The organism is Actinophytocola gossypii (genome assembly GCF_025165815.1).
Taxonomy (GTDB): Bacteria; Actinomycetota; Actinomycetes; order Mycobacteriales; family Pseudonocardiaceae; genus Actinophytocola; species Actinophytocola gossypii.
Genome location: NZ_JAFFZE010000009.1, coordinates 591,471 through 604,686, shown reverse-complemented (window position 1 = coordinate 604,686; position 13,216 = coordinate 591,471). Strand labels below are relative to the sequence as shown.

General features: G+C 71.7%; 14 protein-coding genes. 7 read left to right on the top strand and 7 right to left on the bottom strand.

Annotated elements, in window-relative coordinates:
- Together JT362_RS11215 and JT362_RS11210 are read left to right on the top strand one after the other, a co-directional pair.
- A partial coding sequence (locus tag JT362_RS11215) for a beta-ketoacyl reductase (protein ID WP_260191025.1) occupies nucleotides 1-842 on the top strand: 842 nt, incomplete at its 5' end.
- Nucleotides 839-1,633, top strand: a complete 795-nt coding sequence (locus JT362_RS11210; RefSeq protein ID WP_260191024.1) for an alpha/beta fold hydrolase — start codon at nucleotides 839-841, stop codon at nucleotides 1,631-1,633. The genes JT362_RS11215 and JT362_RS11210, both read left to right, overlap by 4 nt.
- A gap of 6 nt (nucleotides 1,634-1,639) precedes the next feature.
- Here JT362_RS11210 and JT362_RS11205 read toward each other — a convergent pair whose 3' ends face one another.
- Nucleotides 1,640-2,638, bottom strand: a complete 999-nt coding sequence (locus tag JT362_RS11205; RefSeq protein ID WP_260191023.1) for a 3-oxoacyl-ACP synthase III family protein — start codon at nucleotides 2,636-2,638, stop codon at nucleotides 1,640-1,642.
- Nucleotides 2,639-2,725: 87 nt separating this feature from the next.
- Here JT362_RS11205 and JT362_RS11200 point away from each other — a divergent pair, with 87 nt between their 5' ends.
- Genes JT362_RS11200 through JT362_RS11190 form a run of 3 tightly spaced genes read left to right on the top strand, consistent with a single transcriptional unit; the run spans nucleotide 2,726 to nucleotide 5,890 of the window.
- Nucleotides 2,726-3,208: an SRPBCC family protein gene (locus JT362_RS11200; protein WP_260191022.1), complete on the top strand. Its 483-nt coding sequence runs from the start codon at nucleotides 2,726-2,728 to the stop codon at nucleotides 3,206-3,208.
- On the top strand, nucleotides 3,205-4,449 hold the full coding sequence (locus JT362_RS11195) for an NAD(P)/FAD-dependent oxidoreductase (RefSeq protein ID WP_260191021.1): 1,245 nt from the start codon (nucleotides 3,205-3,207) through the stop codon (nucleotides 4,447-4,449). Before JT362_RS11200 ends, JT362_RS11195 begins: the two co-directional genes overlap by 4 nt.
- Nucleotide 4,450: 1 nt before the next feature.
- Nucleotides 4,451-5,890: an MFS transporter gene (locus JT362_RS11190; protein ID WP_260191020.1), complete on the top strand. Its 1,440-nt coding sequence runs from the start codon at nucleotides 4,451-4,453 to the stop codon at nucleotides 5,888-5,890.
- A gap of 10 nt (nucleotides 5,891-5,900) precedes the next feature.
- Here the strand turns inward: JT362_RS11190 and JT362_RS11185 are convergent, their stop codons facing one another.
- Complete coding sequence (locus JT362_RS11185; protein ID WP_260191019.1) at nucleotides 5,901-6,458, bottom strand: nuclear transport factor 2 family protein; 558 nt, start codon at nucleotides 6,456-6,458, stop codon at nucleotides 5,901-5,903.
- An 81-nt stretch (nucleotides 6,459-6,539) separates the two neighbouring features.
- On the opposite strand from JT362_RS11185, the gene JT362_RS11180 reads away from it, so the two are divergent.
- Nucleotides 6,540-7,142 carry a TetR/AcrR family transcriptional regulator gene (locus JT362_RS11180; RefSeq protein WP_260191018.1) on the top strand — a complete coding sequence of 201 codons (603 nt, stop codon included), beginning with the start codon at nucleotides 6,540-6,542 and terminating at the stop codon, nucleotides 7,140-7,142.
- Nucleotides 7,143-7,229: 87 nt separating this feature from the next.
- Nucleotides 7,230-7,430 (top strand): hypothetical protein, encoded by a 201-nt coding sequence (locus JT362_RS11175; protein ID WP_260191017.1) that lies wholly within the window; start codon nucleotides 7,230-7,232, stop codon nucleotides 7,428-7,430.
- A 337-nt stretch (nucleotides 7,431-7,767) separates the two neighbouring features.
- Here the strand turns inward: JT362_RS11175 and JT362_RS11170 are convergent, their stop codons facing one another.
- The 5 genes from JT362_RS11170 to JT362_RS11150 are packed head-to-tail and all read right to left on the bottom strand — an operon-like array spanning nucleotide 7,768 to nucleotide 13,206.
- Nucleotides 7,768-8,646 (bottom strand): SAM-dependent methyltransferase, encoded by an 879-nt coding sequence (locus JT362_RS11170; protein ID WP_260191016.1) that lies wholly within the window; start codon nucleotides 8,644-8,646, stop codon nucleotides 7,768-7,770.
- Complete coding sequence (locus tag JT362_RS11165; protein ID WP_260191015.1) at nucleotides 8,643-9,560, bottom strand: SDR family NAD(P)-dependent oxidoreductase; 918 nt, start codon at nucleotides 9,558-9,560, stop codon at nucleotides 8,643-8,645. The genes JT362_RS11170 and JT362_RS11165 overlap by 4 nt, the downstream gene beginning before the upstream one ends.
- Nucleotides 9,557-10,588 carry an SDR family oxidoreductase gene (locus JT362_RS11160; RefSeq protein WP_260191014.1) on the bottom strand — a complete coding sequence of 344 codons (1,032 nt, stop codon included), beginning with the start codon at nucleotides 10,586-10,588 and terminating at the stop codon, nucleotides 9,557-9,559. Before JT362_RS11160 ends, JT362_RS11165 begins: the two co-directional genes overlap by 4 nt.
- A gap of 13 nt (nucleotides 10,589-10,601) precedes the next feature.
- The gene (locus JT362_RS11155; protein WP_260191013.1) at nucleotides 10,602-12,233 is read right to left on the bottom strand and encodes an AMP-binding protein; all 1,632 of its coding nucleotides are present in this window, start codon (nucleotides 12,231-12,233) and stop codon (nucleotides 10,602-10,604) included.
- Nucleotides 12,223-13,206: an acyl-CoA desaturase gene (locus JT362_RS11150; protein ID WP_260191012.1), complete on the bottom strand. Its 984-nt coding sequence runs from the start codon at nucleotides 13,204-13,206 to the stop codon at nucleotides 12,223-12,225. Before JT362_RS11150 ends, JT362_RS11155 begins: the two co-directional genes overlap by 11 nt.
- Between the last annotated feature and the right edge of the window lie 10 nt (nucleotides 13,207-13,216).

The following is a 13,216-nucleotide window of genomic DNA, read 5'->3' as shown; positions in this document are numbered from 1 at the left end:
GGCCAGGACAAGCCAACTACGCCGCCGCCAACACCTTCCTCGACGCCCTCGCCCACCACCGCACCAACACAACCGCCGTGTCCTGGGGCCACTGGCACACCGACACCCAGCTCACCGGTCACCTCACAAAGGCCGACCGGAACCGGCTGGCGGCCCTCGGCATCCACCCGATGCCGACGTCCACCGGCCTCCGCCACCTCGACGCCGCCCTCACCGGCACCGAACCGCACCTGTGCCCCATGCGCTTCTCCCCCGCCGGCCTCACCCGGGACACCACCCCACCCGTCCTGCACCGGCTCCTCCCGGCCGGCGCGAAACACACCGGTACCAGGACAGCGAAGGGCGTCCTGCCGCAACAGCTCGCCGCCCTGCCGGCGGACCGGCACCACGACCACGTCCAGCACCTGGTGACCACCACCACCGCCACCGTCCTCGGACACGCCGACAGCGCGAACATCCACCCGACGACGAACTTCCGGGACCTCGGCTTCGACTCCCTGACCGCGGTCCAGCTGCGCAACCACCTCACCCACGCCAGCGGCCTCCCCCTCCCGCCCACGCTGGTGTTCGACCACCCGACCCCGCTGGCCCTCACCGAGCACCTGCTCACCCGGTTGCGCCCGCAGCAGCCGCCGAGCCAGGTCGACGCCCTGCTCGATCAGCTGACCTCGCTCACCGAGACCGTCACCGACGCCGACCGCGCGCACCTGGCCGACCGGCTGCGGGCCGTGCAACAGCTCCTCGAGGACGGGTCCGAGCCGGAGCTGTCCGCCGACCGCATCGAGTCCGCGTCGGCGAGCGAGCTGTTCGACCTCATCGACAACGAACTGGGCATCCGATGATCACCACCAGCCCGGCCCCGCTGACCCGCCTGCTCCGGCGCGCCAACGACGCCGGCCAGCTGCTCGACGCCCTCCCGATGCTGACCATCGGTTCCCGGTTCCTGCCGGCGTTCCGGTCGCCCGGCGAGCTGCCCGGACCGCCGCGCGGTGTGCTGGTCAGCGACGGGCACGCCCGGCCCCAGCTGATCTGCGTGCCGTCGTTCCTCGGCGGCTCCGGGCCGCACCAGTTCGTCCGGTTGGCGACCGCGTTCGCGCGGCGCGCCCGCACCTCGGCCCTGGTACTGCCCGGGTTCGACCGGGACGGCAGCGTTCCCGCGACCTGGACCGCGGCGCTCGACGCCCTCGCGTCGGCCGTCCGCGCCACGGCCGGCGGCGAGCCGTACGTCCTCGTCGGACACTCGATCGGCGGCGTCGTCGCGCACACCCTCGCATCACACCTGGAGCGTCAGGGGCACCCGGCGGCCGGAGTCGTCCTCGTCGACACGCTCGCACCCGACCCGGCACGCCAGGACGCCATGCTGGAGTGGGCGATGGGCACCGTGCTGGACCGGGATCCGAACGGGATCGCGGTAAACGACGACGTGCTGCTCGCGATGGGCGCGTACCTGCGGATCTTCGCCGACTGGCGGCCGGCCGAACCCTCGGTGCCGGTGCTCCAGGTCGCGGCGGACAGCCCGTGGCCGCCGTGGGACGTCGCGGACACCGTCACCCGGGTCGCCGCGGGTCACTTCTCCGTGCTGGAGGAACACGCGGGGTTGACCGCCGCCGCGATCGAGACGTGGTTGGGATAGTCGTGGTCAGGAGTGCCAGCGCACGGCGGCCGCCGCCGCGAAGTCACCGGCGTGCGCGAAACCGGCCAGCACCACCAGGTCCCCGTCACGCAGGCGGCCCTCGGCGGCCGCGGTCGCCAGCGTCACCGGCACCCCGGCGGCATACAGGTTGCCGTAGCGGTCGAACGTGTCGAAATGCCGGTCCGGCGACAGACCGAGCGTGTTCCGCCATTTCATCAGGAATATCCGGTTCGGCTGATTGGTGACCAACAGGCCGATGTCCTCGACCCGGACACCGATTTTGTCGCACAGTTCCCGGACCAGTTCCGGAACGAGCCGGTTGCCGCGTTCGATGATTTCCGCCTGCCGTTCCTCGGTGAACGCGATCTCCACCTCGCCGGCCCCCGCCTCCCAGTACCGGCGGCCGGACCCGGTCACCAGAGCCATGTCCTCGGCGAACGCGGGCGTGCTGCGCACCCGAACCCCGAGCACCGGCGACGGCCCGTCCGCGGTGACGTATGCGACGCCGCAGCCGTCACCCGCGGTCAGGGCGCTGTTCTTCCCGCTCAGCTCGGGCTGCGCGTACACCTGGCCGGCGGTGTTCTGCACGTTCGCGACCAGCACCCGCCGCGCCTCGCCGCTGACGACCATCGAGCGGGCCAGCTTGAGCATGTACGGGAAGGAAGCGCACCCGCTGTTGTGCACGTCGAGCACCAGCTCCGGGTCGCAGCCGAGCAGGCGGGCCGCGTCGGCGCCCGCACCGGTGATGAAGTTGTCCGGCAGCAACACGTTGGTGAGCAACAGGTCCACGTTGCCCGCGGGGTCCAGCCCGAGCCGTTCGAACATCGGCCGGGCGGCCCGCTCGATCATCCGCGCCGCGGTCTCGCCGGTCACCCGGTGCCGGGTGCGCGGGAGGCGCAGCAGCGGGTTGGCGGCCAACGGGTCGACCGCCGGGTCGACCGGTTCCGCCTCGACCACGTCGGCGGGGAGATAACTGCCGAGAGCGGCAATACCTAGCGGCGACACGTGTCATCCTCTCACCGGGTTGTTTCCACTATGCCGGAGGCGAGTGCGATTTGGAAAACGCCAAGGGGCGCGGACTATCATTTCCCCATGCTGGAAGTCGTTGTCGAAGAGACGATGAACTGCGCTCCTGACGATTTTCTCGAGTTCGTTCTCGACGTCCACCGGTACGCCGAGGTCGACGACAAGATCGGCGCGATCGACTGGGCCCGCCGGGAGGGCGACCGCACCGACTTCAGGTTCCGCCCGGTGCTGCCCGGCATCCCCGGGCCGGCGCCGAAGATGGTCATGCGGGTACAACGTGCCGGCGACACGATCGAGATGTCGATGACTCCGTTGCCGCACAACAGGTTCATCCGTCATCTGGTCTCGTTCGGCGCCACGTTCGAGGCCGCGCCGGTCGACGGCGGCACCCTGGTCCGCAGCGTCACCTCGATGAACGTCACGCCGGTCGCCCGGTGGCCGATGGAGGCGATCCTGCGGCGCACCCTGCCCGACAACATCCGCGCCGAGCTGGACCGGGCCGCGGTGTACCTGGACCGCCAGACGGCACGGAAGCAGCGGCTCTCATGAGTGACAACTACGACGTGGTGATCGTCGGCGGCGGGCTCGCCGGCTGCACCGCGGCGATCCTGATGGGACGGTCCGGTCTGGACGTCGCCCTGCTCGAGGCGCACCGGCAGCCCACCACCTACAAGCGGATGTGCACGACCTCGATCCGCTCCAGTGCGCTGCCCACCCTGCGCCGGATCGGCGTGGACGCGGCGATCGAGAAGGCCGGCGGGGTGCCGGCGCACGACGCGTTCAACACGCCCTACGGCTGGCTGCACGTTCCGCGGATGGACGACTGCCCGCCGCACGGCTACAACATCCGCCGCGAGACGCTGGACCCGCTGATGCGCGAGGCGGCCGCCGAGACCGCGGGCGTGGACCTGGTGCTCGGCGCCAAGGCCCGTGAGCTGACCCGCGACCGGCAGGGCCGGGTGGACGGCGTGCTGGCGATGGTCGACGGTGAGGCCCGCCGGTTCGGGGCACGGCTGGTGGTCGGCGCCGACGGGCACTCGTCGAAGATCGCCGAGCTGGCCGGTCTCCCCGGACACCGCACCGAACCCAAGCGGTTCTTCCTGTTCGCGCACTACCGAGGCGTCGAGGTGCCGCCGGACCGCACGCTCAGCATCTGGCTGAACATGCCGGACGTCGTGTCGGTCGGCGCGATGGACGACGGCCACGTCGTACTCGCGGCGATGCTCGACAAGCGCAGGCTGCCGGCCGAGCGCGGCGACCGGGAGGCCGTGCTGCTCGACGCCTACCGGAACCTGCCGGACGGCCCCGACCTGTCCCGCGCCGAGCGCGCCACCGAGGTACTGAGCTCGAGGTCGTATCCCAGCGTCACCCGCTGGCGGATCACCACGCCAGGCGTGGCGCTGGTCGGCGACGCCGCGATGGTCGCCGACCCGCTGGAGGGCTCCGGGTGCGGCTGGGCGATCCAGGGCGGCGAGTGGCTCAGCGACGCCGTCGCCGACGCGGTCCGCTCCGGGCACCCGAAGCGCATCGACCAGGCGGCGCGCCGCTACGAGCGGACGCACCGGTTCCGGCTGTTCCCGCACCAAGCCCAGATCATCGACCTCAGCACCAGGCTGGCCCTGTCCGGAGTGATGAAGGTGGTGCTGTCGGCGTCGGTGCGGGACCCGAAGGTGGCCGAGAAGTTCACCTCGGTGATCACCAGGAACCGGTCGATGCTGAAGGTGCTGACACCGGCGTTCGTCGCCCGCGCCCTGTACGCGGCGGCGCGGCCGGGCGCGGTCCGGAGCTGACGTGGTCGCCGAGCCGCAGATCCGCGTCCGCTCCCCCTGGGTGGCGGCACTCACCCTCGTGCTCACCTGCGGCGCGCAGTTCGTCGTGGTGATCGACGAGACGATCGTCAACGTGGCGCTGCCGTCGATCGGTACGGAGCTCGCCTTCGGCACCGCGGAGCTGGCCTGGGTGGTCGACGCGTACATGCTGCTGTTCGGCGGTTTCCTCCTGCTGGGTGGGCGGTGCGCGGACCTGTTCGGCCGGGTGCGGATGTTCCGCGTCGGGCTGACGTTGTTCGCCGTGGCGTCGCTGGTCGCCGGGCTGGCCGGCTCACCGGAGCTGCTGGTGGTGGCGCGTGCGGCGCAGGGACTCGGCGCCGCGCTGCTGAGCCCGGCGGCGTTGAGCATCCTGGTGGTCACGTTCACCGAGGAGAACGCGCGCCGTCGCGCCCTCGGCATCTGGGGTGGTCTGATCGGGGTGGCCGGGGTCAGCGGAGTGATCCTCGGCGGAGTGATCACCGAGGCCGTCGGCTGGCCGTGGATCTTCTTCGTGAACGTGCCGATCGCGATCGTGCTCGGCGGGCTGACCCTGCTGCTGCCGACAGGCGAGGCCTGCGCGTCGACCGGCCGGTTCAACCCGGTGGGCGCCACCCTGGTCACCTCGGGACTGCTGCTCCTGATCTACACGGTGATCGAAACGTCGCACCGCTCCTGGAGCGATCCGGTCACCGTGGCCGGACTGGCCGGCGCGGCGGCGCTGCTGGTGGCGTTCGTGGCCCACGAGCGGCGGACCGCGAACCCGATCGTCCGGCTCGGCCTGCTCGCGCGCAGGCCGGTGGCGGTCGCGAACATCCTGACCGTGCTGGTGTCCGCCGGGCTGTACGGGATGTTCTTCCTGCTGACGCTGTACATGCAGCAGGTGCACCAGTGGTCGCCGCTGCGCACGGGTTGGTCGTGGGCGCCGTTCGGCGTGGCCATCGCGGTGGTGACGGTGCTCGCGATCCGGCTGCTCCCCCGGATCGGCAGCCGTTCGCTGGTGGTCGGTGGTCTGCTGCTGTTCGCGGCGGGCCAGTACCTCCTGCTGCGCACCACCGCCACCGGTGGCTACGTCGAGGAGCTGCTGCCGGCGCTGTTGCTGTGCGGGGCCGGGCTCGGTCTCGCGCTGGTGCCGAACACGGTGACCGCCGTCAGCGGCATCGCACCGGCGGAGGCGGGTGCGGCGTCCGGAACGCTCAACACGTCCCAGCAGGTCGGCGGCGCGGTCGGGCTCGCGGTCCTGGCCACCCTCGCGACCCGCCGCTTCGCGAGCGAACTGGCCACCGGCACCACCCCGGCGGACGCGATCATGTCCGGCTTCCACCACGCGTTCACCGTGATGCTCGGCCTGACCGCGACCGCCGTACTGGTGGCGTTCCTGGTGCCGTCGGTACGGCGGCCGGTCGACGTCGGCGCGATCGCCTGACTCGCTCAGGTCAGGCGGAACACCCGGGGGTGCCCGGGAAGGTGCGGCAGTAGGTGATCGGGTTGCCGTACTCCTCGAAGGACGTCACCTTGCCCCGTCGCCAGTCCATCCGCCAGATGTACACGTTGCGGTAGGGACGTCCGTCCGCGGTCCGGAAGTCACCGTCGAACTGGACGAACGACGACCGACCGTCCGCGCTGGCGCTGATTCTCAGGTCGACCATGGTGGTGACCGGCATGTTCTCGGTGACGGTGTGGAAGTAGCCGACCACCTGGTCACGACCGACGTAGCCGGGGCCGGGGTCCTGCGAGCCGTCCAACGGCAGGCGGAGCACCAGCCGCGCGTTCCGGTCGACGAGGCGCCCGAGCGCGCCGAAGTCGCGTTCGTCGAAGGCGTTGAGGAACGCCTTCGTCCGGTGTTCGGTGTGCCAGGGCGTGTCGAACGGCAGGCCGCGCTCCGAAACGGCCGGGCTCTGCGACGCCGAGGTGGATGCCGCGGCCGCCGTGGTCGTACCCACGGCCGCGAGGGTGACCGCGGCCGCGAGCAGCAACCGCACTGACTTCTTCATGAGATCCTCTCCTTCGGTGGGGCTCGATCCCTACTGGTACTGAGTACCACATGGAACCTGATACCTTGCTGAGAGGACCCGATGACTGGCCAGGAGTCGCTGCGCGAACGCAAGCAGCGCCGAGCACGCGAGTCGATCGTCGACGCGGCGTACGCGCTGTTCGCCGAACGCGGCTTCGACCAGGTGACGGTGACCGACATCGCCGCGCGGGCCGAAGTCGGGCGAACCACGTTCTTCCGGTACTTCGGCGACAAGCAGGAGGTGCTGTTCGGCACCGACGACCAGGTGCGGTCGGTGCTCACCGAGGTGGCCACGCTGGACGTCCCGAGCCCGGTCGGCGACTCGCTCAACGAGGCACTGTCACTGGTCCGGACGCTCGTTGGCAGGTATGTGCGACACATCGTGCAGCCCGCCGACCAGTTCGTCCTGCACGAACGGCTCGTCGAGCAGCACCCTGAGCTGCGCGCCAGGAGCCTCGTCAAGCAACGGACCTACGCGGGGTTCCTCCGAGAATGGCTGACCTCCCACGGGGCGACGCCGGAGATCACGCACCTCGCGGCCGAACTCGGCCTCGCGTGCTACTACGCCGGCCGCGCCGCCGCGGGCCCCAGTCCCGACCGGCTCCCCGCAGCCGTCGACGACGCGTTCCTGTTGCTGGCGGAGCGGCACTCGCCCGGCGTCTGACCCGTCACCGAGGTTCGCGTCGGCACGGACGGCCAAGCGGCCTACAATGCGGTGATTCACGCCTGTTTCCGAGGGGAGGGCGGTCGAATGCGGCAACGAGTGGTAATCGTCGCGGCCATCGCCGCCGCCGTCGTGGGAAGCGGGATCGCCGGGGTGGCGCTGGCCCAGCGCGGAGCCGAAGACGTGGAACCTGCCCCCGAGTCGGCGGATTCGACCTCGAACGACGGCCCTGGTTCGGCCAGCGAGTACTGGACCGACGAGCGCAAGCGGAACGCCACCGGAGGCTGAACGTCACCTACACGGTCGCGACCGCGTCGTAGACGTTGATCGCCGCGTCGCCGTGGTAGGCCGTGCCTCGCTCGCCGGTTCGGGTGTGGCGGAACGCTTCCGTTCCTCGGTCCAGTAACTCGCCACGCTGTGCCGCTGCGCGGTGGCCTCGCGCGTCACCACGTCCGCGGCACCGGCCGCGTCCTCCGGCGTCGCGGTGGCCGCGGCGCACAACGTCACGGTCATGGTCCCGGCGGCGAGTAGAGCGAACATGCATGCGGAACCCCAGAGTACGGCGCCGCCCGCTAACCGGGCGGAATCCTTGGTGGCTAAGCGTTCGCTGACCGCCGGAACCAGGTCAGACACGCTCGAACACCAGGCGGGCCAGGCCGAGGTGGCGGTCGCGGAAGCCGTTGACCGACGCGCGCAGGTAGCGCTCGTAGTCGGCGACGCGCTGCTCCCCCACCAACTCCTCGGCCCTCGCGCGCTGAGCCAGCAGGCGGTCCAGCCACTCCTGGCACGTGCGCGCGTAGTGGTCGGCGTCGTTGCGGACCGAGACCAGGTCGAAGCGGCGCTCGCTGGCCTCCAGGATCTCCGACGTCCACGGCAGCTCGGACTCCGGGAAGATGTGGTCGACGATGAACAGCAGGTCCTTCACCGTCCGCCGGTCCATCCGGACGTTGTTGCCCTTGACGTTCGTCTGCAGTGCCAGCCGTCCGCCTCGGGGCAGCCACTCGTGGCAACGGTCGAAGAACCGGCGGTACGCGTCGATCCTCGCCGGGCGGGTCATGCCGAAGTCGGCGAAGTGCTCGAACGCGCCGATCGACACGATCGCGTCGTACGCCGCACCGTCCCGTGTGGACGGATCGTGGTCGATCCAGTTCTCCACGCGCACGTCGTAGCGCGCGTCGGCCCACGAGCGGATGTGCGCGGCCTGCTCGTTCGCCAGGGTCAGGCCGACGACCTCGGACACGTCGTACCGCCGCACCAGCCTGTGCAGCATGCCGCCCCAGCCGCAGCCGACGTCCAGGACCCGGGCAGCACCGCGGGCGTTGGCGCCGGTGGCCAGGTAGTCGAGCTTGCGTTCCTGGGCGGCCAGCAACGTGTCGTCCGCGCCGTCCCACAGGGCGCACGAGTAGCTGCGCGTCTCGTCCAGCCACAGCGCGTAGAAGTCGTTGCCCCGGTCGTAGTGGCTCTGGATCGCCGCCGCGGACGCGCCCTGGTACGTCGCCGTCATGTTCCGCTCCCCGCTCGTGCCACGACCCGGTTGAGCCGTTCCATCCGGCTGGCCAGCGTGATCCGGCCCTCCAGCCGGAACGCGGGCGGCTGCCGGCCGTCGACGTCGGTGAAGCCGTAGGCCGTGGCCAGGTCGCCGACGGCGAGCCGCTGACCGGACACCGACATCACCTCGGGGTCCGCTGCCAGCGCGGCGATCGCGCGGCCGACGTACTCCGGGGAGTGCACCACCTGCGCGGGGCCGGCGCCGAGCAGGTCCCACGCGGCCTCCACCCGCTCGGTGCGGACGAAACCGGGGTGCAGCGCGACCGCGGCGACGTCGTGCTTGCGCAGTTCGTGGGCCATGCCGTGAGCCAGCCGGTCCGATGCGGTCTTGCACATGTCGTAGGCGGCCTGACCGAGGTACACGTCGCCGTCGGTGAACGAGATGTTGACGATCAGCCCGCGCGGCCGGGGCAGCATCAGCGGGACCGCGAGCCGGCTGGCCACGAACTGACCGCGCAGCGACGCGGCGAACAGGTCGTAGCGCCACTGCGGCTGCTGCCAGAACGGCGCGTCGAACCGCTCCTCGTCGCTGCGCTCGTAGCCCGCCCACGCGTTGTTCACCAGCACGTCCAGGCCGCCGTGGTCGGCGGTGATCCGCTCGAACAGGGCCTCGACGTCGGCGTCGACCGTGTGGTCGCAGCGCACCGGGACGCCGGTCCCGCCGCGGGCGGTCACCTCGTGGGCGGTGTCCTCGATCGTGCCGGGCAGGCCCTCCGTGGTGCTCGTGCCGCGAGTGCTGCGACCGGTGACGTACACGGTCGCACCGGCCTGGCCGAGCGCGGCGGCCACGCCCCGGCCGACGCCTCGGCTGGCGCCGGTCACCAGGGCGACCGTGCCGGAGAGGTCGGGCGGCTGCCAGTCGGTTGTCATACGGCCTCCTTCATCGCGGTGCGTGCGGTCTGTCGTTCCGCTGCCCAGTAGGCGAGGCTGGCCCGGTAGGCGTCCCGGTCGGACGGCATCGGCACCCCGTACCGGTCGCCCAGCTCGGGCAGCGAGGTGGGCAGGACCCCGCCGCTGGCGTAGGTGACCTCGCTGACGTCGATCAGGACCTTGAGGAACGCCCGGGACGTGGCCGGGACCTCGGCCAGCGGCACCGGAAGGCCCCGGCGCGGGTCGACGATCGGCACCCGGGTGACCTCGCGGCCGACGCGGCGGCTGTGGTCGACCAGGACGTCCTGGGCGTCGGCCACGGACATCGCGGCCGGGCCGTAGGTGAGCCAGCGGGTGTGGCCGACCTCGCCGGCGAGCACGCCGCGCGCGATGGCGACCGCGGTGACGTCCAGCGGGACGACGTCGACCAGGTTGCCGTCGTGCGCGGGGAAGAACGGGGCCTTGCCTCGGCAGAACCAGTCGGACATGGTCTGCACGATCTGCGGGCGGCTGCTCGCGCCCGTGGTGGAGTCGCCGACGAGGTTCGTCGGCCGGTAGACGTTGTGCGGCACGCCGCTGGCCGCCAGCAGCAGCTCGGAGTCCAGTTTGGACCGGATGTACGGGCGCACGACGTTGTCGGGGCCCAGGTCGTCGAGTCGGCCGAGTTCGATGGCGTGGACGAAGCAGGTGCTGACCAGGTGCACCGGTGCGCCGGCGCGTTCGGCGAGTTCGATCACGCGCCTGGTGCCGTCGACGTTGATCGCCTGGTACTCCGGCCATGGCAGGCCCCAGGTGGTCAACGCTCCGGAGTGGACGATCGCGTCGATCTCGGCGGCCAGCCGGTCCCAGGTGGCGGAGTCGAGGCCGAGCCGGGGCGCGGACAGGTCGCCGGGCAGGGTCTCGGCGAGGCCGGGGACGTCGGTGTCGTTGTGCACCAGGCCGATCACCCGGTGCGCGCGCAGCTCGTCGGCGACGGCGCGGCCGATCACGCCGGCCGCTCCGGTGAGCAGGATTGTCTTGGTGTGCATGGAACCTGCCCGGCTAGAGGTGGACGGTGGCGAGCGGCGTGAGCCGGCCGGTGGCGAGGAGCTGCCGGCAGCGGTGCCGCTGGATCTTGCCGCTGGGGGTCTTCGGCAGGGTGTTGCGGGCGACGAACACGCAGTCGTCCACGGCGACGGCGGCCTTGGCCATCGCCACCGACGCGACCGCCTCCGCCAGCGGCCGGTAGTCGTCGAGCTGCTTGCGGACCTCCAGGACCATGGTCAGCTCGCGGCCGTCGGCGGCGCCGATGAGCGTGGTGCAGCCGCGCCGCACCCCGGCCAGGCCGTCGACCGCGTTCTCGATCTCCCGCGCGTAGACCTTGCGGCCGGCGACCGAGATGACGTCGTCCGCCCGCCCCACCGGGTAGAGGTGGCCGTCGCGGACGAACCCCAGGTCACCGGTGCGCAACCAGCCGTCGACGAACCGTTCCGCGGTGCGCTCCGGGTCGTCCAGGTAGCCGGACGCGAGCGCCGGGGACCGCACGAGGACCTCGCCGAGCCGGTCCGCCGGGGCGCCGGACAGCTCGACCCCGGCGCACGGGACGCCCGCGCCGACCACCGCGGTGGCCGACTCGGCGCCAGGATCCACTTCGGACAGGACGCCGTCGGCGAGCGCGACCGCGTCCACGGTCAGGTGCCGGGGCGGCTCGTCGACCGGGGTGGCGGCGACCGCGAGGGTGGCCTCGGCCAGCCCGTAGGCCGGCATCAGCGACTCGGCGCGGAACCCGTACGGGCCGAAGGTGTCCACGGCCCCGCGCAGGGTCTCGGCCTCCACCCGTTCGGCACCGATGATGCAGGCCCGGAGGTCCAGCCCGCCGGCGAGCCGGGTGGACCGGCCGATCCGCGAGCCGAGGCGCAGCGCGGTGCTGGTGCCGGCGGTCATCGTGCCGCCGAACTCGGCGAGGTCACCGAACCAGGTGCGTGGCGCCATCGCGAACCGTTCCGGGGTGGACAGGTGCAGCCGCCAGTCGTTGACCCACGGGGTGAGCAGGGTGCCGAACACGCCCATGTCGTGCGAGAGCGGCAGCCAGGTCACCGCGACCTCGCCCTCGGGCCGCCCGGCGAGCATGGTGCCGATCATGCCGAGCTGGGCCGCGATGGCGCGCGGGGTGAGCACGCAGCCCTTGGGGGCGCTGGTGCTGCCCGAGGAGAACTGCACGAACGCGGGCTCGTCGTCGCCGGGCGGGCTCTGGTCGACCGTGCCGGTGTCGGCCAGCGACTCCCAGGACCGCACCCGCAGCCTGGCCCGGACGTCCTCGTCGAGCAGACCGAGCATCCGCTGCTCCACGAGGAACACCTCGGGTCGCAGCGCCGCGCAGATGGTCTCCAGCTGCTGGACGTACTCGCCGGGGTCCATGCCGCGGGCGGGAACCGGCAGCGAGGCGATGGTCCCGCCGGCGAGCCACACGCCGAGCAGGCCACGCACCGCGGCCGGGCCGTTGGTGAGCACGCTCGCCACCCGCGCGCCGGGGCGCACGCCGTGGCGGCGGAGCCCGGCGGTCATCCGGGCGGCGTCGGCGACGACCTCCGCCCAGGTGGCGGTCTCCCAGTGGTCGTCGACCCAGCAGTGCAGGGTGGAGTGGCGGGCCGCGGTCAACGCGTCCCACAGCCCGCCGCCCGTGTTACTCGACATCGACGATTCCCACCGCGGCGGTGCGTCGTTCCGCCAGCGGTTTGGCCGGGGTGGAGCGGGCGTGCCGGCCACCGCCGAGCTTCTCCCACGCCAGGGCCTTGGCCTCCTGCCGCTCCCGGTCGATCCGGATCACGTGGTCGGCCAGCTTGAGCCGTTCCAGGCCGCGGATCACCAGCGCGCTGATGTCCAGTTCGTACCAGCGCATGCCGTGGCTGGCCGAGCGGGGGAAGGCGTGGTGGTTGTTGTGCCAGGCCTCCCCGAAGGAGAACAGCGCGAGCCAGCCGACGTTGCGGGACTCGTCCGGCGTGGCGAATCGGCGGCGGCCGAAGTAGTGGCCGATCGAGTTGACCGCGTAGGTGACGTGGTTGGCGAAGAAGAACCGCACCAGTCCGCCCCACAGCGCGCCGGTCATGGCGCCGAAGAGGGTGCCGGTGAGCGTGAACCCGATCAGGCCGGGGAGCGCGACGCCGGCGAGCACGAACCAGGTGAAGTGCTTCGAGATGAACCGCATGTCCTTGTCGCGCAGGATGTCCGGGCAGTAGCGCATCGGGTCGGAGCTGAGCCCCCGTTCGAACAGCCAACCCATGTGCGCGTGCCAGAGGCCCTTCAGCGCGCCCTTGAGCCCCGGTTCCTCGTCGTGGTACGGGCTGTGCGGGTCCCCCGGCTTGTCGGCGACGCGGTGGTGCCGGCGGTGGTGGGCGACCCAGGTGATCGGCGGGCCCTGCCCGGCCATCGCCCCGGCGGCGGCGAAGAAGATGCGCAGCGGCCGGGTGGTCTGGAACGCGCGGTGGGCCAGCAGCCGGTGGTATCCGGTGGACACCCCGAGCCCGGCGATGACGTACATGATGCCGAACGCGACCATGTCCGCCGGGCCGACCAGTTTGTTCCACAGCAGAACGATCGCCGCGACCACACCGAACAGCGGCAGCAGTGCCGAGATCAGAATAAAGGTGTAGTGCTCACGCCCATCCATGGCCTTTCGT

Coding starts and splice junctions, on each gene's coding strand:
- JT362_RS11195 (WP_260191021.1), top strand. CDS start 3,205: ATGAGTGACAACTACGACGTGGTGATCGTCGGCGGCGGGCTCGCCGGC.
- JT362_RS11175 (WP_260191017.1), top strand. CDS start 7,230: ATGCGGCAACGAGTGGTAATCGTCGCGGCCATCGCCGCCGCCGTCGTG.
- JT362_RS11150 (WP_260191012.1), bottom strand. CDS start 13,206: ATGGATGGGCGTGAGCACTACACCTTTATTCTGATCTCGGCACTGCTG.
- JT362_RS11165 (WP_260191015.1), bottom strand. CDS start 9,560: ATGACAACCGACTGGCAGCCGCCCGACCTCTCCGGCACGGTCGCCCTG.
- JT362_RS11160 (WP_260191014.1), bottom strand. CDS start 10,588: ATGCACACCAAGACAATCCTGCTCACCGGAGCGGCCGGCGTGATCGGC.
- JT362_RS11200 (WP_260191022.1), top strand. CDS start 2,726: ATGCTGGAAGTCGTTGTCGAAGAGACGATGAACTGCGCTCCTGACGAT.
- JT362_RS11185 (WP_260191019.1), bottom strand. CDS start 6,458: ATGAAGAAGTCAGTGCGGTTGCTGCTCGCGGCCGCGGTCACCCTCGCG.
- JT362_RS11210 (WP_260191024.1), top strand. CDS start 839: ATGATCACCACCAGCCCGGCCCCGCTGACCCGCCTGCTCCGGCGCGCC.
- JT362_RS11180 (WP_260191018.1), top strand. CDS start 6,540: ATGACTGGCCAGGAGTCGCTGCGCGAACGCAAGCAGCGCCGAGCACGC.
- JT362_RS11155 (WP_260191013.1), bottom strand. CDS start 12,233: ATGTCGAGTAACACGGGCGGCGGGCTGTGGGACGCGTTGACCGCGGCC.
- JT362_RS11170 (WP_260191016.1), bottom strand. CDS start 8,646: ATGACGGCGACGTACCAGGGCGCGTCCGCGGCGGCGATCCAGAGCCAC.